Origin of the sequence: Rhodococcus sp. 105337 (assembly GCF_012844225.1) — a bacterium.
In the GTDB taxonomy this organism is placed as follows: domain Bacteria; phylum Actinomycetota; class Actinomycetes; order Mycobacteriales; family Mycobacteriaceae; genus Rhodococcus.
The window spans coordinates 572,095-594,363 of sequence record NZ_JABAGQ010000001.1 but is presented as its reverse complement, the minus strand read 5'-3'; the positions used below and the strand labels follow the sequence as shown (position 1 = coordinate 594,363).

Here is a 22,269-nt window from a genome sequence, read left to right as displayed (position 1 = left end):
TCCGGCCACGGATGAAGCTGGTGGTACCCCTGCCGAGAGGGGAAAAGCCCGGGTCTGCCACTGTCCCTGCGTCATCGGCGCAGGTCGGGGGAGGGATCCGGTTCCGGGCACACCCCAGGAGAGTTTGATGACCTCAGCGACCATTCCCGGTTTGAACGGTACCGACGACAAGCTCCCGACCCAGCATGCCGAGCTGCTTGCCTGGGTCCAGGAGGTTGCCGAGCTCACCCAGCCCGATCGCGTCGTGTGGGCCGACGGATCCGACGAGGAATGGGACCGGCTGACCGCTCAACTGGTCGAGGCGGGAACGTTCACCCGTCTCAACGACGAGAAGAAGCCGAACTCGTTCCTCGCCAACTCCGACCCGTCGGATGTGGCGCGTGTCGAGTCACGCACCTACATCTGCACCGAGGACGAGATCGGCGCTGGCCCCACGAACAACTGGATGGCGCCGGACGAGATGCGCGCCCTCATGACGGAGCTGTACCGCGGCTGCATGCGCGGACGCACGCTCTTCGTGGTGCCCTTCTGCATGGGTCCGCTCGGTGCCGACGACCCGAAGCTCGGCGTCGAGCTCACGGACTCGGAGTACGTCGTCGTCTCCATGCGGATCATGACCCGCATGGGCACCGCCGCCCTCGAGAAGCTGGGCACCGACCGCCCCTTCGTGAAGGCGCTGCACTCCGTCGGTGCGCCCCTCGAAGCCGGTCAGCAGGATGTCGCGTGGCCGTGCAACGACACGAAGTACATCACCCACTTCCCGGAAACCCGCGAGATCTGGAGCTTCGGTTCCGGCTACGGCGGCAATGCGCTCCTCGGTAAGAAGTGCTACTCGCTGCGCATCGCGTCGGCCATGGCCCACGACGAGGGCTGGCTCGCCGAGCACATGCTCATCCTCAAGCTGATCTCCCCTGAGAACAAGCCTTACTACGTGGCCGCGGCCTTCCCGTCGGCATGCGGTAAGACAAACCTCGCGATGATCCAGCCGACCATTCCGGGCTGGCGCGCCGAGACCCTCGGCGACGACATCGCCTGGATGCGCTTCGGCGAAGACGGCCGCCTCTACGCGGTGAACCCCGAGTTCGGTTTCTTCGGTGTCGCACCGGGTACGAGCGCCGACTCCAACCCCAACGCGATGGCCACCATCGAGGCCGGCAACACCATCTACACCAACGTTGCCAAGACCGACGACGGCGACATCTGGTGGGAGGGCATCGGCGGCGAGACCCCGTCGCACCTGACCGACTGGCTCGGCAACGACTGGACGCCCGAGTCCGGCACCAAGGCCGCGCACCCGAACTCGCGGTACTGCACCCCGATGTCGCAGTGCCCGATCCTCGCCCCGGAGTGGGACGACCCGCAGGGTGTGCCGATCTCCGCGATCCTGTTCGGTGGACGTCGCAAGACGACCGTTCCGCTGGTGAGCGAGTCCTTCGACTGGCAGCACGGCACCTTCCTCGGCGCGACCCTGTCGTCGGAGCAGACCGCTGCCGCCGAGGGCACGGTCGGAACCGTCCGCCGCGACCCGATGGCGATGCTGCCGTTCCTCGGCTACAACGCCGGTGATTACCTGAACCACTGGATCAACCTGGGTAAGAACGCCGACGAGACCAAGCTCCCGAAGATCTTCTACGTCAACTGGTTCCGTCGCGGCGAAGACGGCCGCTTCCTGTGGCCCGGTTTCGGCGAGAACTCGCGCGTCCTGAAGTGGATCGTGGACCGTATCGAGCACAAGGCCGACGCGCAGTCCACACCGATCGGGTACGTGCCGACCGCCGCCGACTTGACCCTCGACGGACTCGACGTCGAGACCGCCGATGTCGACGAGGCACTGAAAGTCGACGTCGAGGAGTGGAAGCAGGAACTTCCCCTCATCGAGGAGTGGTTCGAGTTCCTCGGCGAGAAGGTGCCGTCGGGTATCCGTGACGAGTTCGAGGCACTGAAGCAGCGCCTCGGCTGAGTCGCTTCCCCCAGAAGACAGTTCACGCCGGATGCCGCGTGAGATCGGTTCGACCGATCTCATGCGGCATCCGGCTTTCCGGCCCTGTATCAGGCGTCTTGCGTGGCAGACCACTCGTCGAGCCGGCGCTTGGCTTCGGCGGGAGACACGTCTTCCACCCGCGTCATGATCGCCCAGCGGTGGCCGAAAGGATCGAGGATCGACGCGAACCGGTCTCCGGTGACGAACGTCGACGGTTCTTCGAACACGCGGGCGCCGAGTTCGACCGCCCGGGCGAACGTGGCATCGACGTCGGAGCAGTACAGGACGTAGGAGTGGTCGACCTGCTCGGTGCCGTCGGGTGCGCGCAGGCCCATCTCGGGATGCGGGTCGCTCAGTTGCAGCCGCCCGTGGCCGAAGTCGAGCTCCGCATGCAGCACGGTCCCGTCGGGACCGTCCATACGGTCGACGAGCACCGCGCCGAAGGTGTCGCGGTAGTAGTCGATGGCGCGTGCTCCGTCCTCCACGACAAGGAACGGGGTCAGCGTGGTGTAGCCGTCCGGAATCGGTTTCATCGCCTTGGTCATGCACGCCAGTGTCGACTCGAGCGCCACGCGAGTATTGAACGAACCCGACGGGCACTCGTACTGCTCGCCGACTGCGGGTCAGGGCTTGCCGCGTTTCGGCGTCTGCTCGGCGACACCGTGCCGCAGCGGTGTGTTGTCGTCGGGTGAGCTCGACGGGTCCACCGGCGACCCACCCGAGGCGCCGTCGACAGGTGGCGCGTGGGAAGGGTCGCCGCCTGTCGGCTCGGCACCGCCGGCGAGCTCGTCGAGCCGGGCGGTGAGCACCTCGAGGAAGTTCGGACGGTTCTGGTTGCCGCGCTCGTAATCGACGAGTGCCTGCAGTTGATCCTCGGTCAGCGCCCGGATGCGCGGAGCAAGTGTGCCGGGCGCGAGTTGGTCGTAATCGGGGACGGGAAGTTGCTGATCGGTCATGTTGCTGCTGTACCCGTGTGCGGGCGGGCAAACCGTCCGGAACGGCTCACGTCGACGGACAGTGCAGGACGACGTACTTGCCCTTCGGGAATAATGCCGACTAGCGGATACGTTCGTACTTCGATGGGACCTCCGCGTCCGCATGCGGCGACGGGATGGTGCAATAGACCACAAGCTAGATCGATACGGCCGCAGCAGTGGCCACGAGGAGGACTCCACCATGGGGATCTACAACAATGTGACCGAGCTGGTCGGCCGCACGCCGATCGTGCGCCTGAACCGGCTGACCGAGGACGCCGGTGCGACCGTCGCCGCGAAGCTGGAGTTCTACAACCCGGCGAACAGCGTCAAGGACCGCATCGGTGTCGCGATCATCGACGCTGCCGAGCAGTCGGGTGAGCTCGCGCCCGGCGGCACGATCGTCGAGGGAACGTCCGGCAACACGGGTATCGCGCTCGCCATGGTGGGCGCTGCGCGCGGCTACAACGTCATCCTGACGATGCCGGAGACGATGTCCACCGAGCGTCGCGTCATGCTCCGCGCCTACGGAGCGCAGATCGTGCTCACCCCGGGTTCCGAGGGCATGAAGGGCGCGGTCGCCAAGGCCGAGGAGATCGTGGCGAACACGGAGAACGCGATCCTCGCGCGCCAGTTCGGCAACCCCGCCAACCCGGCGATCCACGAGCGCACCACGGGTGAAGAGGTCTGGAACGACACCGACGGCGCCGTCGACATCTTCGTCGCGGGCATCGGTACCGGCGGCACCCTCACGGGCGTCGGCCGCACCCTCAAGGCGCGCAAGCCCGACGTGAAGATCGTCGGTGTCGAGCCCGCCGATTCGCCGATCCTCACCGGCGGTGAGCCCGGACCGCACAAGATCCAGGGCATCGGCGCGAACTTCGTGCCCGACGTTCTCGATCGCGAGATCTACGACGAGATCATCGACGTCAAGTTCAACGACGCCATCGACGTCGCCCGCCGTCTGGGCACCGAGGAAGGCATCCTCGGCGGCATCTCGGCCGGTGCCAACGTGTGGGCTGCACTCGAGATCGCGAAGCGCCCGGAGAACGCCGGCAAGCTGATCGTCGTCGTCGTGCCCGACTTCGGCGAGCGCTACATCTCCACCCCGCTGTTCGAGCACATCCGGGACTGATTCCGTGCTCGGTATTCTCCGCACCGTTCGTGAAGATCTGCAGGCTGCGCGCGGACAGGACCCGGCCGCGCGCAGCAACGCGGAGAACGCAATCGTCTATTCCGGCCTGCACGCGATCTGGTCGCACCGGATCGCCCACAAGATGTGGGCTGTGCCTGCCCTGCGCGGCCCCGCTCGGGTTCTCGCGCAGTTCACCCGGTTTCTCACCGGCATCGAGATCCACCCGGGGGCGACGATCGGGCGACGCTTCTTCATCGATCACGGGATGGGCGTCGTCATCGGTGAGACGGCGGAGATCGGCGACGACGTCATGCTGTACCACGGCGTGACGCTCGGGGGTCGAGCGCTCGTCAAGCGCAAGCGCCACCCAACGCTGGGTAACCGCGTGACTGTCGGAGCCGGGGCGAAGATCCTCGGACCCGTCGTCATCGGGGACGACAGTGCGGTCGGCGCGAACGCCGTCGTCACGCACGACGTGCCGCCCGATTCCGTCGCGACCGGCATTCCGGCGACCGTGCGGTCGCGGCGGCAGCACGAGCCGCTCGTCGATCCGACGACGTTCATCGATCCCGCGATGTACATCTGACTGCTGCTTCGGTTTCCGCTGAAGCGAGAAGGGTGGCACCCGGTCTTCCGACCGAGTGCCACCCTTCTGCTGTGCGCAGTGCCGCGCGGATCAATCCTGTCCGGATCGACCCTGTGCGGATCAGTCCTGGTATCCGGGCGGGTAGAGAACAGACTTGGTCTCGCAGAACGCCTCGAGGCCTTCCGGGCCGTTCTCGCGTCCGATGCCCGAGTTCTTGTACCCGCCGAAGGGCGAACCGGGATCGAATGCGTACCAGTTGATTCCGTACGTGCCGGTGCGCACGCGCGACGCGATGTCCAGGCCCTTCTCCACATCGGTGGTGTACACCGACCCTGCCAGCCCGTAGTCGGAGTCGTTGGCGATCTTCACGGCCTCGTCGACGCTGTCGTAGGGCAGCACGCACAGGACGGGACCGAAGATCTCCTCGCGGGCGATCGTCATGGAATTGTCGACGTCGGCGAAGACGGTGGGCTCGACGAAGTATCCCGTGTCGAGTCCGGCGGGGCGGCCGCCGCCGAGAACGAGGCGCGCGCCTTCTTCGAGGCCCTTGGCGATGTACCCCTCGACACGTTCACGCTGCTTGGCGGAGATCAGTGGGCCGAGCTGTGCGCTGTCGTCGGACGGCGGCCCGACGGGGAAGAACGCTGCGGTGGCGACGATCTTCTCGACGACTTCGTCGTACCGGGATCGCGGCGCCAGGATCCGGGTCTGGCCGACACATGCCTGTCCGGTGTTCATCAGGCCCGACATCACGAGCATCGCGATGGTGGAGTCGAGATCGGCGTCCTCGAGGATGATGGCCGCGGACTTGCCGCCGAGTTCGAGTGAGCACCGCTTGAGGTTGCGTGCGGCGATCTCGCCGATGTGCTTGCCCACGGCCGTCGAACCGGTGAAGGTGATCTTGTCGAGATCGGGGTGCGAGACGAGGTACTCGCCGGTCTCGGCGCCACCGGGGACCACCGACAGGACACCCTCGGGAAGCCCTGCCTCCGTGAAGATCTCCGCGACGACGTTGACTGCCAAGGGAGATTCGGGTGCGGGCTTGAGGACCACGCTGCAGCCCGCGAGCAGGGCGGGGCCGAGCTTGTTGGCGCACAGGAACAAAGGCACGTTCCAGGCGATGACGGCGCCGACGACGCCGACGGGCTCACGGGTGACACGCGAGCGGCCGAACGAACCGGTCCGCTCGTCGGTCCACTGGAACGTCTCGGCAAGTCCTGCATAGTAATTGAGCGTCGCGAGCGACGGCGTCATCTGCATCATCTGGACCGAGGCGGCAGGCTGCCCCATTTCGGACGAGACGAGCGACGCGAGGTCGGCGGCGCGTTCTTCCATCAGCTTCGCGGCCTTCGCGATGACCTGGCCGCGTTCGGCCGGGGACATGCGGGGCCACGGCCCGTCGTCGAACGCGCGGCGAGCGGCGGCGACTGCGGCGTCGACGTCCTCGGGTCCTGCGACGGGAACCGATCCGACGCGTTCCTCCGTGGCAGGGGAGAACACCTCGAGCTTCTCGTCGGTCGACGGTTCCACCCAATGCCCGCCGATGAACAACTTGTCGTAGTCGGTCATGTCCGCTTCCTCACCAGTTGCTGTTCGCTCATGTAAAGGCAGGTTCGTGGTTCGGTGCCGACGATCCCGCGGCCCACCTGTGACCTCGAACACTAGAACAGGTTACAGGTTTTTGGAAAGAGTGCGGGCGACCGGTGGCGGGAAACCGTTGTGATGACCACACTGGAGAGTGCCTGGGGTCACGCGACGGACGGTCACGGGCCATGACGCTCGGTCACGGGCCAACGGTCAGGAGACAAACAATGGCGGAGAACAACCCCTTCGGATTCGATCCGGACGACCTCGACCGCGTGGTCCGTGAAGCCGGGGAGGAGCTACGACAGCTCAAGGACCGGGTGCTGTCGTTCCTCGACGCACCGGAACAGCCGCGCTCCCCTCGGAGCGCACCCACGCCCGAGACGACGGGCGACACCGGAGCCGGTGTGTGGGTCGTCTACAACTGCGACGAGGACGGCGTGGTGCGCGTCGACCAGGTCTACCCCGCCGAACTCGACGCGCTGCGTGCGCTCAAGGGCAACACGGATCCGACCAGATCGGTGCGGTTCCTGCCGTACGGGATGAGCGTGAGCGTCCTCGACAGGCCGAACAAGACCGCGTCGGACGACGAGACGGAGACCGCCGAGGACTCCGGCCTGTAACGGGCTCAACCTCGGTGGATGTACGACTCGAGCTGGTCGCGCTCGGCTTCGAGTTCGTCGAGGCGGCTCTTGACCACGTCGCCGATGCTGACGATGCCGACGAGGCGGCCGTCCTCGACCACGGGTAGGTGACGCACCCGCCTCGAGGTCATGGTTTCGGCGAGACTGTCCACCGTGTCGGTGGGCAGGCAGGTCGTCACGTCGGTGGTCATGAGGTTCCGCGCCTGATCGGCGAGGATGGACGGCCCGCGGTGGTTGAGACTGCGCACCACGTCGCGCTCGGTGATGATGCCGACCACCGCTCCGTCCTCGACGACGACCATCGCCCCGATGTTGTAGCGGGCGAAATCTCCGAGCAGCTCACAGATCGGCGTCTCGGGTGGGACGGTGCAGACTCCCGAACCCTTGTTCCGCAAAATCTCAGCAATCCGCATCCCGGTACCGCCGATCGATCCGCTGGAAGAGTGGTACGTCAGAGGGTAGGGCAGTGTCCCGCGCGCGCAGGACTTGGTTATCTAGTCGTGACCTGCGGCGAGGAGCGACGCGCCGGCCAGCGTGCCCAGTGCGCCGAGTTCGGCGGGCACGACGCGCACCTCGCGCAGGAAACCGAGGCGGGCATGCCGCGTCGTCGAGGCCAGCAACGGTCGCCACAGGTGCGTTCCGGACTGTGCGAATCCGCCACCGACCACAACGTGCGAGACGTCCGCCAGGGCCACCGCGGATGCGATGACCTGGCCCAGCGCGGTTCCCGCGCGTTCGAGTGCGGCTGCCGCCACGCCGCTGCCTGCCTGTGCGTCGGCAGCGAGGGCGGTGCCGTCGGATCCCTCCCAGCCGTGCAGCCGCGCCCACCGCACCGCTGCCGGCCCGCTCGCGACGGTCTCGATACATCCGACCCCGCCGCACGCACACACCGCGGTGCCGTACGCCGAGACCATGTGCCCGATGTGGCCGGCGTTGCCGGTGCGGCCCGTGACGATCCGGCCGCCGAGCACCAGCCCGCCTCCGATGCCGGTACCGACGACGACGCCGAGCAGGTCGGCCACGCCGCGCCCGGCGCCGAAGCGCTGTTCGCCCAGCGCGGCGGCAGCTCCGTCCATCGCGAGCCGTACCCGGGCACCCGGGAACAGACTGCGGACCGCATCGGCCAGCGGGAACCCGCTCGCCCATTCGGTGATGTTGATGGGAAACACCGTGCCCCGCGCGGTGTCGACCGGGCCGGCCGCGGCGATCCCGACCGCCGTGACCGGTTCGGTGCCGGCGACCTCCCGCAACAACGCTGCGCACGTCTCCCACACCCCTGCGGCGGGCACGGGTACGGACTGCGGTTCGAGAGGTGTCGCGTCATCGGCGACGGTGGCCGCGGCAATTTTGGTGCCGCCGACGTCGAGTGCCAGTGCGGTCATACCGTGACCCTAGGGGATGCCTGCAGCAGGACCCACCGGGACGTCACCGGCGTTGCATCACGAGAACCAGGTTGCTCACAAGGATTTCGCGGATCCACGGCACCTTCACGAGCCACCACGCCCACCGCGGGTGATACCGCGGGAACGCGGCGAGCAGGGTGCCTTCGGTACTCGAGCGCGCCCAGCGCAGACCGTCGGCCGCTCCCACTTCGAACAGGGACTGCCCGTACCGGTTCTTCGGCTCGCGGCCGTGCTTACGCGCATACCGGCGCGCCGCGTACTCACCGCCGAATGCGTGCCACGGCCCGGTCTCGTGGCCCCCGAAAGGTCCCCACCACAACGTGTAGGACAGCACCATCAACCCGCCCGGTCGCGTCACCCGCAACATCTCGTCGGCCATCACCCAGGGGGCCGGGACGTGCTCCGCGACATTCGACGAGAAGCACACATCCACCGACCCGTCCCGCAGCGGCAACGCCAGCCCCGACCCGCGGATCGCGCCGCCCACCCGGAGGCCCGCCGCGTGCATCTCGGACGGATCCGGCTCGATCGGGACATAACGGGCCCCGACGGCGTTGAAGGCATCCGCGAAGTATCCGGGTCCGCCGCCGACGTCGACGACCGTCGTGCCGGCCAGCCCGGTGCCGGTCGCGCCGGTGTGCAGATCGCCGATCAGATCGACGGTGTCGCGGGCGAGCCCGCCGTAGAACTTGTCGGGCGCGGACTGCTCGAAACGGAAACTGCTCAGCAGGCCGGCCGACCGCCGCAACGTCGCGCGTCGTGCGAAGAGCCGGGTCACGCTGGAGTCGGGCGCGGTCGGAGAAGGCACGTCGAGACACCTTAGTGTGAGGCCGACGGACGCTCTCCATACCTATGGCGCGGCGTACCCGTTAGGGTGTTCGTTGTCATACCTAGGCCCTCCCGGGTCACACACCGGTCCCTTCGGGACGTCGCAAGATATTGGGGGCTCCGCGTGCAGGAGGTACTGCTGCTCTGCTGGCGTGACACCGGACACCCTCAAGGGGGTGGCAGTGAGCGGTACCTGGAGCAGGTAGGAGCCCAGCTCGCTGCGCGCGGTATCAAGGTCACGCTGCGTACCGCGTCGTATCCCGGTGCCCGCCGCCGCGACAGCGTCGACGGTATCGACATCAGTCGCGGTGGTGGCCGGCTGACGGTGTACCCCCGAGCGCTGGCCGCGATCCTGGCCGGCCGGTTCGGTGTCGGCCCGCTCGCCGGAATCCGGCCCGACGCTGTCATCGACACCCAGAACGGCATCCCGTTCTTCGCGCGGGTTGTCGCCGGCGCACCGGTCACCCTTCTCGTGCACCACTGCCACCGTGAGCAATGGCCCGTGGCGGGACGCCTGATGGCCAAGCTCGGCTGGTGGATCGAATCGTCGCTGTCACCGCGCGTGCATCGCCGCAACCAGTACCTCACGGTGTCCCTGCCGTCCGCCGACGAACTGCGCGCGCTCGGCGTCGACCGGGAGCGCATCGCGGTGGTGCGCAACGGCGCCGACGCGATACCTGCAGGGGTCGCACCCGGCGACGACCACACCCGTACCGAGCACCCGAGCCTGTGTGTGCTGTCGCGGCTCGTACCGCACAAGCAGATCGAAGATGCGCTCGGTGCTGTCGCGGCGCTGCGCGGCCGAATCCCCGGTCTGCATCTGGATGTCATCGGCGGCGGATGGTGGGAGCAGAATCTGCGCGACGCCGCCGCAGACCTCGGGATCGCGGACGCGGTGACGTTCCACGGCCACGTCCCGGAGGATCGCAAGCACGAACTCCTCTCCCGCGCATGGCTCCACGTCATGCCCTCCCGCAAGGAAGGGTGGGGTCTGGCGGTGGTCGAAGCCGCCCAGCACGGTGTGCCCACCATCGGCTACCGGAGTTCGAAGGGCCTGACCGATTCCATCATCGACGGGGTGACCGGGTTGCTCGTCGACTCCCCGGCCGAGTTGACCGATGCCGTCGCCGACCTTCTCGAGGACCGCGGGCGCCTGCGTCAACTCGGTGCGAAGGCACGCATCCGGGCCGGGGAGTTCTCGTGGGAGGCGACGGGCGACGGAGTGTTCGACGTGCTTGCCGGTACCACCCGTGGCCAGCCTGTATCAGGACTGTTTCCGAGGACGGGCGAACCGCTGCACCAGCACGCCCACCACGCCGCAGGCTGAGAGCAGCAGCCACACCACGTGTGCCGCGATAGCGGATGTGCGGTGCGGCGACGCGTCGGTGGTCACGCCGTCCACGCGGTAGAGACTCAGATCGTCGTCGCTGTAGACCGGCTCGAGCGCGGCCAGAGTCCGCTGCGACTCGCCCCGATCTCCGGGGGTGCGGTGCTCGACGAGCACCCAGCCCACCCCCTCCGCGGCGAGCGTGTCGGGACCGGCGCCGGTGAGCAGGAGTCGTTCCACTTCCTCCGCGCGGTGCCCCTCGCCGGCCACGGTTCCCCCGGCCACCAGCAGGGTCCCGGTCTGCAACACGTCCGCGCGCACCATGCGCGGAGCCGGATCCAGCACGGCGGCCGGACCGGCGAAATCGAAGATCCGGAACATGCCACCGGGGAGCACGGCCACGTCGCCGTCGCGTGCGGTCACGTACTCGGTGACCTTCTGCCACCCGTCCGGGTAGCGGACGGGACGGACCTGCCCGGAGACGCCCCACGCGAGATCGGGCAGTGCGAGGACGAGTCCCGCGACCACCACGGCCGCCCAGATCCGGTCCGGTCCGGAGAATCGACGTTGTAGTGCCCCGACGCCCGCTGCTGCGGCGAGCGCGTAGCCGGGCATCGCCACCGCCACCCACTTCTGGGTGTCCCGGAGCAGCCCCACGCCGGGCACGTTCGCCATCGACCATTCGCCGGCAGCGAGTCCAGGGCCCGTCGCGGCCAGGGCCGGTCCGAGCACTGCGACCGCGGCGAGCACACCGGCGGCGACGACCACGGGATGACGACGACGTCGCCACAGCGCCGGCACACCGCACGCGACGATGCCGAGCAGCAGCAACGTGCCGACGAGCGCCCACGGGGTGGTGCGGGAGCCCGGCACGGCATCGCCGTTCCAGATGCCGCCGAGTCCCGCGAGGGAACCGAGGGTGCCGAGGAGTGGTTCTGCCCGCGCGGCGAACGCACGCACACCGGCCGGGTCGGCTTCGGTTCCTCCACCGGCCAGGAGAGTGGCGGTGAGCCACGGCAGCGACGCAAGGACGGTGAAGGCAACGGCTCCCGCCACCCGCACGACCGTCGAACTGCGGCCCCCGGGCACAACCAGAACGGCGAGTGTCACCACGGCAGCGAGCAGCACCCCGGTGGGTGTCAGCCCGGCCGCTGCCAGGCACACCGCCAGCGCGGGCCATCCACCACGCTGCCGACGTCGGATCGGCACGGCCGCGCATATCGCCCAGGGCAGCGCCGCGTATCCGGCGAGCAGGCTCCAATGGCCTTGCAGCAGGCGCTCCGCCACATAGGGATTCCAGATGGCGACCGTCGCCGCCACCACTTGGGCTGCCACCCCGGCCCGCGGCAGAACGACGGCCACGAGACGTGCCGCTCCCCATCCCGCCGCCCACACCGACAGTGCGAGGATCGCGCTCACCGCGACCCCACCGTCCACCACCGTGGTCACCCACGCGAGCAGCGCATCCTGGGGGACCGCGCGGGCTGCCGCGTCGGACAGCCCGAGGGACGAGTCGGTGAGGAAAGACCGCGGCGTGCTCACCGCGTCGCGCAGCAGCAGGTAACCGGGTGACGTGAGGAGCGGGCCGAGCACGACGAACGTCAGGAGCAGCGACCACAGCGCCGGCACCGACCGCACCGGCAGCACCGGTGCGACCGACCGCGAGGACACCGGCGTCAGCATGGCGGCAGAATACGGGGTCCGCACTGATGCGAGGATGGGCGGATGCCTCGACCCGAGACCACGCGCCGGTCGGCTGCCGCTGGAATGACGATGGTGACCGTCGGGGCGATGACGGCCAACATCGCGGCCTACCTGCTGCACCTGCCCGCGGGCCGATGGCTCGGCCCCGCCGGGTACGGCGAGTTCGCGAGCCTGCTCGCCGCCCAACTCGTGCTGGCGGTCCCCGCGCTCGCGTTGCAGACGGTCGTGGCGCGCGAGGCTGTGCACGGCAGCAGCGTCGCGGTGCTGCGGCGCCTCGGCTACCGGTGCGCCGCCTGGGCGGGCCTCGCCGCGCTGGTTCTCGTTCCCGTGGTGGCGTGGGCACTCGACACCAGCGTCGCCGGTGCGTTCGGATCTCTCGTGACGGCGCCCCTGCTCGTCCTTCTCGCGGCCGAACAGGGCCTTCTCCAGGGGCGTGGCAGGTTCGCGGCGCTCAGCGTCGTGCTGGCCACAGCGGGCATCGCGAAGGTCGCCCCGGCGGTTGTCGTGCTCATGCTCGGTGGCGGACCCGGGGCGGCGCTGTTCGCCGGCGCTGTGGGGACCGGCATCACCGCGATCTTTGCGTCCGTCCTCGTCGGGCGCACCGATCCGGCTGACGCGGGGTCCTCCTGGACGCCGTCCGCCGGTGCGATCCTGCGCGCCTCCCAGGTGCAACTCGCGCTGATCGCGCTGACCTCACTCGATCTGCTGCTCGCCCGGATGGTGCTGGACCCGGAGTCCGCAGGCCTGTATGCCCTCGGTGCTGTCGCGACGAAGGTGGCGTTCTGGCTGCCGCAGGCTGTGGGTGTGGTGCTCTATCCACGAATGGCCGATCCGGCGGAGTCCGCGGGGGCGGTGCGGTCCGCGCTGACGGTGCTCGTGGCGCTGGGCGCGGCGCTCGTCGCGGCAGCAGCGTTGTGTGCACCGCTCGTCCCGCTGCTCGTGGGAGATGCGTACCGGCCTGTGCAGTCGTTGCTGTGGATGTTCGCCCTCCAGGGAGCGTGCCTGGCGGTGCTGCAGGGCGCGCTGCTGTCGGCGATCGCGGGCGAGCGCACGCACCTGGCACTGGTCGCATGGGCCGGTCTTCTCGTCGAGGTGATCCTGATGGTGACGGTGGCGTCGACGATCGAGCAGTTCGTCGGCGTCGCGGTGGGGGTGGCGGCCACGACCGCCGCGGTGGTCGCAGTGCTGGCCGTACGAACCGCCGCCGCGTCCGCCCCACGCCCGGACAGCGAACCCAGCCCGGGCAGCGGACCCAGCCCGGGCAGCGGACTCACGACCTGACCCACAACGACACCGCCCCCACCGTGAACGGTGGGGGCGGTGTCGTTGTTCTTTGCGCTGCGCGTGCCTACTGCTGCGGAGGCTTCCGCAGGTCGGTGCGCGGGATCTCCTGCGTCTGATCGGTGGTCCAGTCACGCTGCTGCGTGTCCGAGCCCTGATCGTTCCGCGGGATGACCTCGGTCCTGTCGTCGGTGTAGTCCCGCTGCGGCGACGCGGAGTGCGCCGGTCCCACCGTCGTGGTGGCCGGGCCGGCCGGCGACGGTCCGGTGGTGGCAGCGGCACGACGGCCACCGTTCTGTCCGCCACGGAGACCGAGCACGATGCCCGCGATCAGCAGGATCGCGCCGAGGATGCCGAGGATGATCGGCACGGTACGACCGAACAGGGACAGCTGATCCTGTCCGTCCTTGGCCTGGCCGATCTGGTACTCGACGGTTTCCTCGTCGAACGGCAGTGTCACGTCGAGAATCGTCACCTCGGGGGTGTCGGCTTCGCGTGCGTAGTACTGGTTCTGTGCTTCCTGGCCCTTCACCACGACACCCGTGATGGGGTCGACCCACAGGTCGCGGACGTTGTTGTACCAGCGGGTCATCGTGATCGGCTCGTCACCCTCACCGACACCCCACGTGGAAGCGGGAAGGCTCAGCTTGTAGGTCGGGACCTCGGGATCGGCCTCGGACAGGTCGATCGGTCCGACTTCCTGGCTGAAGTGGTAGACCGCCATGCCGTTGATCTCTTCCTCACCCTTGAACTCGAGGGGGAAGGTCTCACGCGCGTTGATGTCGTAGTAGGGGTACGACTCCTGCTTGACATCGAACGGGAACTTGTACTGCAGGCCGTCGCGGTCGCCGAGATCGGTGGGCGGCGCGTCGGCAGTCGACTGCACCGTGCTCACCCGATCGGCGAAGTCCTCGGACGACACGGGCATCGACGTGTCGCGGTCGATCGTGACGCGGTCGACGGTCGCCGACACCAGTCCGGTGTCGCCCTGCATGTCGAGGCGACGCACCGTCTGACCCGCCTGGAGGGTCATGATGTCGCCGTCTGCGGGATCTTCCACCGTCACGTAACGCTGCGCCACGATCGGGACGTCCCTGTCGACCTGAGCATTGCCTGCGAGCAGGGCTCGGGAATTGAGGATGTCACCCGTGCCCTCGGCAACGGTGGTCACCTCGAGGTCGAGGGGTGTAGTCGCCAATTTGCCGACAGTGTAGGTCGGTACGAGAATTGCGATTACCAGGAGGAACGCCCCCAGGCCTATCAGAATCAACGCAAGTATCCGGCCGGAGCTCGAACGCTCAGCCATGCTGTCTCTCCTCACTCAACGGGTTGTCATCGAGTACCCCCACCGGCAGCAGGGCTGCACGGATCGCCTTGGCATCCGACCCGCGAACGCCACGTGAGCCAAGACACTAACAGTCCGCGGTGCTCGGTTGCTCGTGGCTCGTGACGAACCCGCATTTACGCGGGTGTGCCTGGGCGGGCACACTGGTCGCCGATGAGTAGTACAAGGGTCTCCGGCCCCCGCGTAAACGGGTTTCTCCCGGCGCTGGAGGGCATGCGCGGACTGGCATCGGTCGCCGTGGTGGTGACCCACGTCGCTTTCCAGACCGGTGCCGTGCACGAGTCGGCGCTCGGACGCGTGTGGGGTCGGCTGGACCTGGCCGTCGCCCTGTTCTTCGCCTTGTCGGGATTTCTGCTGTGGCGCCCGCACGCAGCCGAGGCCCGCGGTCTCGGCCCGCGGCCGTCTGCCCGGCGGTATCTGGTGTCGCGCGCGACGCGCATCCTGCCCGCCTACTGGATCGCGGTGATCCTGGTGCTGTGGCTGCTCCCCGGCGCCGGCGGCGGAGCCACGGTGTGGTGGGCGAACCTGACGTTCACGCAGGTCTTCGTGCCGCTCACCCTCACCGAGGGGCTCACCCAGATGTGGAGCCTGTCGGTGGAGGTCGCGTTCTATGCGGCGCTGCCGCTGATGGCGCTCGCTGTCTGCCGGTTGCGGGGCCCGGCCGCACGGATCCGGATTCCGCTCCTGCTCGGAGTGAGCGTGCTCTCGCTGCTGTGGGTGTGGTTGCCGATACCGACTCCCGAGCACATCAATCACGAGAACTGGCTGCCGGGGTATCTGCCCTGGTTCGCCGCCGGAATAGTGCTCGCCGAATTGGTGACCGGTCCCAGGACCTGGGTGCACCGGATCGCGGAGCGCCGGTACCTGATGCTGGGGATCGCGGCGGTCACATTCGGTCTGGCGACGACTCCGCTTGCCGGACCGAAGACGCTCACCGACCTCGAACCGTGGGAGTACAGCAACAAGATCGTGCTGGGCGCGATCATGAGTTTCGCGCTGCTCGCTCCGCTGGTCCTCGCCCCGCGCGAGCACCACGGATTCCTCGCGAGCGCGCCGGCGCTCGCGGTGGGGCGCTGGTCCTACGGCTTGTTCATCTGGCATCTCGCGGTGATGGCGATCATCTTCCCCGTCTTCGGGATCGCACCGTTCCAGGGGCATTTCTGGCCGGTGCTGGCCGTGACCTTCGTGCTCAGCGTTGCGATCGCGTCGGCCAGTTACGCGCTCGTGGAGGTGCCCGCGCGTGAGGCCTTCCAGCGTTGGGACCGCTCTCGCAAGGGCAGGGCGGCGAGCCCCACCGCGACGAGTCCCACCAGCGCCGCGAGCTGAATCAGGTACGAGTGCCCGACGTAGCCGTCGGGTGAGCGCCACGGCCCGGTGGACAACAGGGCCATCGCGAGCACGGTGGCACCGCCGGCAGTTCCCACAAGCAGACGCGATGCGGCTCGCCGACCCGAGCGTCGGGTCGCGGTGACGAGTCCCAGGGTGCCGAGGACCGCGACGACGGCACCTGCACCGCCGGCCACGACGACGGCAGCGGCGAGGACACCGGCCAGTCCGGCGACCGGCGACCGCCATGTGCGCGGTGCGGGACCGGGATCGGAGGCGCGCCGACGCGAGAGCGGCCACAGGGCCAGCGCGAACAGCGGCACCAGCAGCGCCAGTCCACCGAAGATCCCCACCCGGTACCAGCGGTCGGTCGTGAACTCGAGCGTCAGTGTGCTGTCCGGTCCGGCGGGCAGTATCCACCCCTGCTGCCAGCCGTCGACGACGACAGGGGTGGGCTCGAGACCGTCGGTGCTGCTGCTCGCCACCCAGCCGATGTTGGTGCTTTCCGGGATCACGACGAGCCGGTCCTCGTCGCTCGCGGGCACGGTGAGCTCCCGCAGGTTCGCGGACCAGGCGCCGGTCTCCAACTCCACCGGGGACACGGCCGGGGCGTCGGCGCCCGGCACCGTCAGTTGCAGGCGGGACACGATGAACGGGGTTCCCGGCGACACGTCGACGTCGACGCGACCGGCGTTCATGCCCACCGCATCGGTATCGCAGAGCGTCGCCGGCACTTCGGCCCCGGCGGCGAGATCGGCAACGCTCGCCGTCACCGACGTGCGGTAGGGCTGCCCGTCGACGGTGACCACCGGGCCGTCGTCGCAGCCGACCGTCACCTCCCGGTCGTAGATCCGGTCCTGCGCACCGATCGGGCCGTCGTCACCGCGGACGGTCACCTCGGCGATACCCGGGGGCGCAAGCTTCGAGAATCCCAGCACCGTGCGGTCGAGGACGTCGTCCCAGCGGAGAACGGTCAGCGTGATCCGGTCGGTGACATGCGGAGCGAGGTCCAGTGTGGTGGTGCCTTCGCTCAGCTCACGTACCTGTGGACCGTTCCCGAGGTTCACCGCGATCGCGCGTGGCGCGACGGGCAGCACTCCCAGCGACGTCGCGATGTCGAGGCCGGTGACCCGTTGCGGTGACGGCAGTTCCAGCGTCAGCGTCGGGCGGGGTCCGCCGGGTGCGAGGGAGCGTTCGTCGGCCGCCCACGATGTGCGCGGGTCCCCGTCGGTGGCGGCGAACGCCGACCCCTGCAGATCCACGACTTCCGCGTCACCGCGGGCGACGACGCGATCGGTGCGGTCGATGACATCGTCGAGTGCGGGCCCGGGGCGCACGCGCAGCCACAGGTCCGGTTCGACGACGGTCGCGGCAGGCACCTCGAGCGTGCGTGTGAAGAGGTTGGGTTCTTCCGTCGACGTCGCGAGTCCCCGCGCGCAGCGCACCCGGTCCGGGGTGTCGACGCAACTGCCGCGTCCGGGGAATTCCTGTCCGAGATCCCAGCCGCGCACCGTGACACCCTCCGCGGGTCCCGGAACGACGATGCGGCGCCGGATGTCGAGGCGCTCGGGGTTGCGGCCGTCGGTGAATTCGTCGACCGCAAGTTCCGCGATCCCGAATTGGTTTCCGCGCGAACCACTTTCGGTGTGGGTCGAGGTGATGCGGATCCACGACGTGGTACCGAGCGGCAACGCGACGGTCTGAGGGCGGCCGGGCTCCTCGACCCGCACGGCGGTACTGCCCCGCTCGGTGGTCACTTCGAGCCACCGGACGGGATCGCCGAGCGCACCGGAACTGGTGGTCAGTTGCAGCATGCCCGAGTGGACCGGGGTGTCGAGATCGAGTTGCAACCACTGTCCGACGGCGGATTCGAGGCCGTTGCTGTGCCACCCGGTGGTGGGATCTCCGTCGACGACGGCTGCGGGTCCGCTGCCCACCGCGGTGCCTCCGAGTTGCGTGGCGTCCGACGCCGCGCTCGACACGGTGATCCGTGCGCCTTCCCATTCGGCACGGACGAGTTCGGCGCCGGGCACCGGATAGTCGGGTACCGCGTTGCGGGTGCGGCGTGGGTCGTCCGCGGCACGAATCGCCGACGAATGGTGATCGACCTGGCCGTAGTCGGTTTCCCGGTCGGTGGGGGTGTCGGTGACGGTGACCTCGTCGACGGGCAGCCCCGTGCGGGCAGCGTCGGCGGAGAGAAGCGTGGGCCCGGCCAGATCCGGGTCTCCCGCGCGGAGGTTGAGCAGCGATTCGGGACCGCCCTGGACGACGGGCACATCGGCCGCGTCCACCATGTACGGCCCGATCGGTGTCGATTCGGTAGCCGCGACCTTGTAGATCTCGACTGCGGGATATGCCGGCCGCAGGTCCGCGTCGGTCACGAACCCGTCGGCACTCGCCGACACGATGTCGTTGCCGAACCGGGCGACGCGCTCGATCCCGGGCGACTCGTCGAGGGCTCGATGGACGAGTGCGGGTCGCGCGGACGGGGACGTCTCGGGATCGAGGTCGTTGCGCACCACGAGGAACCCGATGCCCTGGCCACGCAGGGTTGCGGCGAGTCCCGGCGACGGGCGGCCGTCCGCGATCTGCCGTTGCACCGAATCGAGGGCGCGGATCGCTCCGGGCGGGACGAGGGGCACGGCGTCGCGCGAGGCCCACGGCGTGGTTGCGAGCGCCTGCAGCGGCTCGTCTCGCGTCAGTCCCCAGATCTGGCTGCCGAACGGTGCCCCGGGCACGATCAGAGCGCGTTCACCGCGTTCGTCGGTGTGCTCGTCGAGCCATGCAGCGGTGGCGTGCCAGTAGTCCGGAACCTCGTCGTAGGCGCCGCGCGGCGCGAGCTTGCCTGTCCACGCCAGCGACGTGGCGAGGGTGAGGGCGACAAGGATGAGCGTGGCGCACGCGACCATCGGGTTGCGTTCGGGGTGGGCGAACGCCGTCCGGGTGCGCGCCCACGGCACCGAACCGGGAAGTGGAACCCGGCGCAGCAGGTGCGCGAGACCGAGCACGAGCGGCAGCCGCACCAGCGGTTCCAGTTTGTGCACGTTGCGCAACGGCGCGCCCGTGGAGTCGAGGAACGCGCGCACCTGATCGGCGACCGGCGATCCGAGCTCCCCGGCATATCCGGCGCCGAGGCCCGCGATTCCGACGAACAGGATCAGCGTGAGCCGGCCACGTGCCGGCATCGAGCGCATCGCGAGCCCGGCCAGTCCGGCGGCGGCGATCGCACCGGTGACGAGCACGGCGGCGGGCTGTGTGACCAGTACGGCGCCGGCGATGCGTTCGGGTGAGACGAACGGCGTCCAGCTGCTCGTTCCGCGAAGAACTTCCGCGAGCGATGTCCACTGGGTGGTCACACCCGACGATTCGATGAAGTCGAGGAACGGCGGGCTGACGCGGCCGAGCAGGAGCAGCGGCACCATCCACCACGTCACGGCGACGAGGCACAGCGGTAGCCACCACGCCGTGAACCGCCACCATCGGCGGTTGGGCTTGTGCGCGGCCCACCACAACGCTGCGATCAGGCATGCAGCGGCCGTCGCGACGGCATTGATCGCACCCATGAGCGCGACTGCCGCGGCCGATTGCGCCGCGAGCCTGCGCGGCGAGCCCACGTACCGAGTGCTCAGATACCGCACCACCGGCAGGAGCACCCACGGGGCGAGCATCATCGGATGCGCTTCGGACGAGATGGATCCGAGCGTGGTCAGAACGCGGGGGGAGAGAACGAACACGGCCGCCGCGACAACGCGGGAACCGCGGTTCCCGACTCCGAGGGCCTCGGCGAGCCGCACGATTCCCCAGAACCCGACGACGAGCAGCACCGCCCACCAGGCACGCTGCGTGATCCACGGCGGGATGTGCAGCAGTTGCCCGGCGGCGAAGAACGTGCCGTGAGGAAAGAAGTAGCCGTACGCCTGGTTTTGTACCTGTCCCAGCGGTGCGGTGCTACTCCACTGGTGAGCGGCGCGCGCGAGGAATCCGAGAGGGTTCTGTGTCAGGTCGTACTTCGTGTCGGCGACGACCAGGCCTGGAACCTGAGCGAACGACAACAGCACTGCCACCACGGTGGCGCCGAACAGCCACCGGCGGGACAGGGGTTCGGCGGACGGAGTGTCCGTCGCGCCTCGGTACGTGAGTGAACTCGAAGCGTTGCCGGAGCCGTCAGCGGCTGCCGTACTCAACCTGGTTCAGGAGGGAGGACTCGGCGTTTCCGCTGCGGTCGATCTGGGGACGCGTGTTCTCCTGCACTGCAGCAGTAACTCCGAACACCGCGACGACGCCGAGAACAGCACCGATTACCGCGCTGCCCAGGCCCGGACCCAGGAACTTCGCCATACCAATCTCCCCATCGTTCGTAACGCATGTCATATTGCTCGCGCCAAACTATCACCCCGGCGCGCGATGTCCGACCGCCTGCACCACGAGAAGGATCTAGACGCCGAGCGAACCCAGCAGCGTGCGCAGCTTCGCGGTGGTTTCGTCGAGTTCCGCGTGCGGATCGGAATCGGCGACGATCCCCCCGCCTGCCCACGCGACCGCCCGCCGGCAGTCCGAACTCAGCTCGGCGCAGCGGATCGCAACGAACCAGTCGCCGTCACCGTCGGCGTCGCACCAGCCGACCGCGCCGCCGTAGAACCTGCGGTCGCCCTCGACCCGCGCGATGGCGTCCATGGCTGCTTCGGTGGGCGTACCGGCCACGGCGGGGGTGGGGTGCAATGCGGCCGCGAGGGTGAGCGCGTCCGTCTCCGGGTCGCGCAGCGTCCCGGTGATGGGGGTGGCCAGGTGCCACACATCCGGCGTGGAGGTGAGCTCGGGGGTTTCGGGGATCTGCAGGTCGCGGCACAGCGGCGCGAGACGGGCACGGATCCACTCGACGACGTACCCGTGCTCGGCCAGGTTCTTCGCCGACCCCAGCAGTTCCTTGCCGGCGCGGCGGTCGTCGTCGGGGTCGTCGCACCGCGCCGCCGTCCCGGCGAGTGGCCGGCACGTGACGGTGTCCCCCCGGCGGCTGACGAGCAATTCGGGGCTCGCACCGACCAAGGTGTGTCCCCAGAATCGTTCACCCGCCGCACTGAGATCGACCGCGAACGTCGCCGCGTCGGGATGCCGCTCGATCATGCGGGTGGCGAGGGTGAGCGGGTCGATGGGTGCGTCGGCCTCGAGGGCGACCCTCCTGGCCGCCACGACCTTGTCGAATTCGCCGAGTTCGAGCCGTTCCACCAGTGCGCGGACCCGCGCGACATGCACGCGCGGCAGCGGAAGCTCGGTGGTCCGGTAGACGTCCGGAAGGTCGGGGAGGTCGTCCGGCGCGGCCCACGGTCCGTCGGTGACGTCGGTGTGTTCCGGCTGGGCCAGCGCGACCGGTCGTGTCGGATCGAACGGCAGGGCGCCGACGACGATGTCGGCGTCTCCGCGGTGCAGGGCGCGAGACGCGGACGCGACATCGTCGAAGAGACGACGCGTGCCGGTGGCGTGCACGGTGCGATCGGCGCGGGAAAGCAGAAAACCGTCCATGGTGATTCGACGATATTCCTGCGCGCGCCGCGCTCAGCGTCCAGGTGGCACGATCAGCACGGGACGGTGACTGTGGCGCAGGACGTGGTCGGCCACCGAAGACTGCAGCAGCGAGCGCAGGCCCGTGGTGCCACGCGTGCCGGCGACGATGATGTCGACGTCGAGTTCGTCCGCCGCTTCGACGATGGCAGCCCACACCGCGTTGACCACCTCGACGGTGCGACCCTCGGCCTGCAACCCGAGGGAGTTGGCGAGTGCGAGTCCTTCGTCGTTGGTGACCTTCGCATCGGTCAGCGCGATGTCCTCACGGTCCTCGTCCGGAACCCATTCCGGTTGCATGACGCCGGAGAGTCCCGACATGCGCGCTGCCTGCCGCACCATCGGCTCCCAGGCTGTGACGACCACCGCTCGGCACGACTCGAGGAACCGCCCCGCGTACTGCACGGCGCGCTTGGAATTCTCGGACCCGTCGTAGGCGATCAGGATCAGATCTGCGGCCACCGGGCACCTCCTGTGTCGAGTGATACGGGGTCGAGTGGAGTCCGGGTCTGCCCGGGAAGGCCTCTACGACTGCGGGATGCGGGACGAATGCTCGGGTGCACCTTAGCGTGCGGCGACCGGCTGCGGGAGGGTT

The 22,269-nt window shown here is 68.9% G+C and carries 19 protein-coding genes; 7 read left to right on the top strand and 12 right to left on the bottom strand.

From position 1 onward, the window contains the following. Positions 1-127 precede the first annotated feature (127 nt). Positions 128-1,960 (top strand): phosphoenolpyruvate carboxykinase (GTP), encoded by a 1,833-nt coding sequence (locus HF886_RS02755; RefSeq protein WP_169651479.1) that lies wholly within the window; start codon positions 128-130, stop codon positions 1,958-1,960. Between the two features lie 89 nt (positions 1,961-2,049). Here HF886_RS02755 and HF886_RS02750 read toward each other — a convergent pair whose 3' ends face one another. Together HF886_RS02750 and HF886_RS02745 are read right to left on the bottom strand one after the other, a co-directional pair. Next, a complete protein-coding gene (locus HF886_RS02750; protein WP_169622132.1) occupies positions 2,050-2,526 on the bottom strand; it encodes a VOC family protein in 477 nt (158 codons plus the stop codon). A gap of 78 nt (positions 2,527-2,604) precedes the next feature. Further along, positions 2,605-2,937, bottom strand: coding sequence for a hypothetical protein (locus tag HF886_RS02745; RefSeq protein WP_169622133.1), 333 nt, complete (start codon positions 2,935-2,937; stop codon positions 2,605-2,607). Between the two features lie 220 nt (positions 2,938-3,157). Between HF886_RS02745 and cysK the strand changes: the two genes are divergently transcribed. Then, on the top strand, positions 3,158-4,090 hold the full coding sequence (gene cysK / locus HF886_RS02740; protein ID WP_169622134.1) for a cysteine synthase A: 933 nt from the start codon (positions 3,158-3,160) through the stop codon (positions 4,088-4,090). Between the two features lie 4 nt (positions 4,091-4,094). Beyond that, positions 4,095-4,676: a serine O-acetyltransferase EpsC gene (gene epsC / locus HF886_RS02735; RefSeq protein WP_169622135.1), complete on the top strand. Its 582-nt coding sequence runs from the start codon at positions 4,095-4,097 to the stop codon at positions 4,674-4,676. Between the two features lie 120 nt (positions 4,677-4,796). Here the strand turns inward: epsC and HF886_RS02730 are convergent, their stop codons facing one another. Beyond that, positions 4,797-6,245: an aldehyde dehydrogenase gene (locus tag HF886_RS02730; RefSeq protein WP_169622136.1), complete on the bottom strand. Its 1,449-nt coding sequence runs from the start codon at positions 6,243-6,245 to the stop codon at positions 4,797-4,799. A 242-nt stretch (positions 6,246-6,487) separates the two neighbouring features. Between HF886_RS02730 and HF886_RS02725 the strand changes: the two genes are divergently transcribed. Continuing rightward, positions 6,488-6,883, top strand: a complete 396-nt coding sequence (locus HF886_RS02725) for a hypothetical protein (RefSeq protein ID WP_169651478.1) — start codon at positions 6,488-6,490, stop codon at positions 6,881-6,883. Positions 6,884-6,888: 5 nt separating this feature from the next. On the opposite strand, the gene HF886_RS02720 is transcribed toward HF886_RS02725, so the two are convergent. From HF886_RS02720 to HF886_RS02710, 3 genes are all read right to left on the bottom strand, one after another. Beyond that, positions 6,889-7,317, bottom strand: coding sequence for a CBS domain-containing protein (locus HF886_RS02720; protein ID WP_169622138.1), 429 nt, complete (start codon positions 7,315-7,317; stop codon positions 6,889-6,891). An 81-nt stretch (positions 7,318-7,398) separates the two neighbouring features. Further along, positions 7,399-8,286 carry an ROK family protein gene (locus HF886_RS02715; RefSeq protein ID WP_169622139.1) on the bottom strand — a complete coding sequence of 296 codons (888 nt, stop codon included), beginning with the start codon at positions 8,284-8,286 and terminating at the stop codon, positions 7,399-7,401. Positions 8,287-8,329: 43 nt separating this feature from the next. Then, positions 8,330-9,085: a class I SAM-dependent methyltransferase gene (locus tag HF886_RS02710; protein ID WP_169622200.1), complete on the bottom strand. Its 756-nt coding sequence runs from the start codon at positions 9,083-9,085 to the stop codon at positions 8,330-8,332. 174 nt (positions 9,086-9,259) lie between these two features. On the opposite strand from HF886_RS02710, the gene HF886_RS02705 reads away from it, so the two are divergent. Then, positions 9,260-10,462 carry a glycosyltransferase family 4 protein gene (locus HF886_RS02705; RefSeq protein WP_169622140.1) on the top strand — a complete coding sequence of 401 codons (1,203 nt, stop codon included), beginning with the start codon at positions 9,260-9,262 and terminating at the stop codon, positions 10,460-10,462. Here the strand turns inward: HF886_RS02705 and HF886_RS02700 are convergent. Further along, the gene (locus HF886_RS02700) at positions 10,400-12,145 is read right to left on the bottom strand and encodes a hypothetical protein (RefSeq protein ID WP_240954838.1); all 1,746 of its coding nucleotides are present in this window, start codon (positions 12,143-12,145) and stop codon (positions 10,400-10,402) included. The two genes, HF886_RS02705 and HF886_RS02700, sit on opposite strands and share 63 nt — an antisense overlap. A 42-nt stretch (positions 12,146-12,187) precedes the next feature. Here HF886_RS02700 and HF886_RS02695 point away from each other — a divergent pair, with 42 nt between their 5' ends. Beyond that, positions 12,188-13,447, top strand: a complete 1,260-nt coding sequence (locus HF886_RS02695) for a polysaccharide biosynthesis protein (protein WP_169622141.1) — start codon at positions 12,188-12,190, stop codon at positions 13,445-13,447. Between the two features lie 67 nt (positions 13,448-13,514). On the opposite strand, the gene HF886_RS02690 is transcribed toward HF886_RS02695, so the two are convergent. Continuing rightward, positions 13,515-14,753, bottom strand: a complete 1,239-nt coding sequence (locus HF886_RS02690; RefSeq protein ID WP_169622142.1) for a DUF3068 domain-containing protein — start codon at positions 14,751-14,753, stop codon at positions 13,515-13,517. A gap of 192 nt (positions 14,754-14,945) precedes the next feature. Between HF886_RS02690 and HF886_RS02685 the strand changes: the two genes are divergently transcribed. Further along, positions 14,946-16,118 (top strand): acyltransferase, encoded by a 1,173-nt coding sequence (locus HF886_RS02685; RefSeq protein ID WP_169651477.1) that lies wholly within the window; start codon positions 14,946-14,948, stop codon positions 16,116-16,118. Here the strand turns inward: HF886_RS02685 and HF886_RS02680 are convergent. From HF886_RS02680 to HF886_RS02665, 4 genes are all read right to left on the bottom strand, one after another. Next, positions 16,007-20,302, bottom strand: a complete 4,296-nt coding sequence (locus HF886_RS02680) for an alpha-(1->3)-arabinofuranosyltransferase (protein WP_169651476.1) — start codon at positions 20,300-20,302, stop codon at positions 16,007-16,009. The two genes, HF886_RS02685 and HF886_RS02680, sit on opposite strands and share 112 nt — an antisense overlap. After that, complete coding sequence (locus HF886_RS02675) at positions 20,283-20,456, bottom strand: DUF2613 domain-containing protein (protein WP_169651475.1); 174 nt, start codon at positions 20,454-20,456, stop codon at positions 20,283-20,285. Before HF886_RS02675 ends, HF886_RS02680 begins: the two co-directional genes overlap by 20 nt. A 96-nt stretch (positions 20,457-20,552) precedes the next feature. Further along, positions 20,553-21,635: an isochorismate synthase gene (locus HF886_RS02670; protein WP_169622146.1), complete on the bottom strand. Its 1,083-nt coding sequence runs from the start codon at positions 21,633-21,635 to the stop codon at positions 20,553-20,555. 33 nt (positions 21,636-21,668) lie between these two features. Further along, positions 21,669-22,136 carry a universal stress protein gene (locus HF886_RS02665; RefSeq protein ID WP_169622147.1) on the bottom strand — a complete coding sequence of 156 codons (468 nt, stop codon included), beginning with the start codon at positions 22,134-22,136 and terminating at the stop codon, positions 21,669-21,671. Positions 22,137-22,269 lie beyond the last annotated feature (133 nt).

Excerpts from the sequence above, each read along its gene's own strand:
- HF886_RS02755 (WP_169651479.1), top strand. The coding sequence starts at position 128 with ATGACCTCAGCGACCATTCCCGGTTTGAACGGTACCGACGACAAGCTC.
- HF886_RS02675 (WP_169651475.1), bottom strand. The coding sequence starts at position 20,456 with ATGGCGAAGTTCCTGGGTCCGGGCCTGGGCAGCGCGGTAATCGGTGCT.
- HF886_RS02685 (WP_169651477.1), top strand. The coding sequence starts at position 14,946 with ATGAGTAGTACAAGGGTCTCCGGCCCCCGCGTAAACGGGTTTCTCCCG.
- HF886_RS02750 (WP_169622132.1), bottom strand. The coding sequence starts at position 2,526 with ATGACCAAGGCGATGAAACCGATTCCGGACGGCTACACCACGCTGACC.
- HF886_RS02715 (WP_169622139.1), bottom strand. The coding sequence starts at position 8,286 with ATGACCGCACTGGCACTCGACGTCGGCGGCACCAAAATTGCCGCGGCC.
- HF886_RS02720 (WP_169622138.1), bottom strand. The coding sequence starts at position 7,317 with ATGCGGATTGCTGAGATTTTGCGGAACAAGGGTTCGGGAGTCTGCACC.
- HF886_RS02690 (WP_169622142.1), bottom strand. The coding sequence starts at position 14,753 with ATGGCTGAGCGTTCGAGCTCCGGCCGGATACTTGCGTTGATTCTGATA.
- HF886_RS02725 (WP_169651478.1), top strand. The coding sequence starts at position 6,488 with ATGGCGGAGAACAACCCCTTCGGATTCGATCCGGACGACCTCGACCGC.
- HF886_RS02730 (WP_169622136.1), bottom strand. The coding sequence starts at position 6,245 with ATGACCGACTACGACAAGTTGTTCATCGGCGGGCATTGGGTGGAACCG.
- HF886_RS02695 (WP_169622141.1), top strand. The coding sequence starts at position 12,188 with ATGCCTCGACCCGAGACCACGCGCCGGTCGGCTGCCGCTGGAATGACG.
- HF886_RS02700 (WP_240954838.1), bottom strand. The coding sequence starts at position 12,145 with ATGCTGACGCCGGTGTCCTCGCGGTCGGTCGCACCGGTGCTGCCGGTG.
- cysK (WP_169622134.1), top strand. The coding sequence starts at position 3,158 with ATGGGGATCTACAACAATGTGACCGAGCTGGTCGGCCGCACGCCGATC.
- HF886_RS02745 (WP_169622133.1), bottom strand. The coding sequence starts at position 2,937 with ATGACCGATCAGCAACTTCCCGTCCCCGATTACGACCAACTCGCGCCC.
- HF886_RS02670 (WP_169622146.1), bottom strand. The coding sequence starts at position 21,635 with ATGGACGGTTTTCTGCTTTCCCGCGCCGATCGCACCGTGCACGCCACC.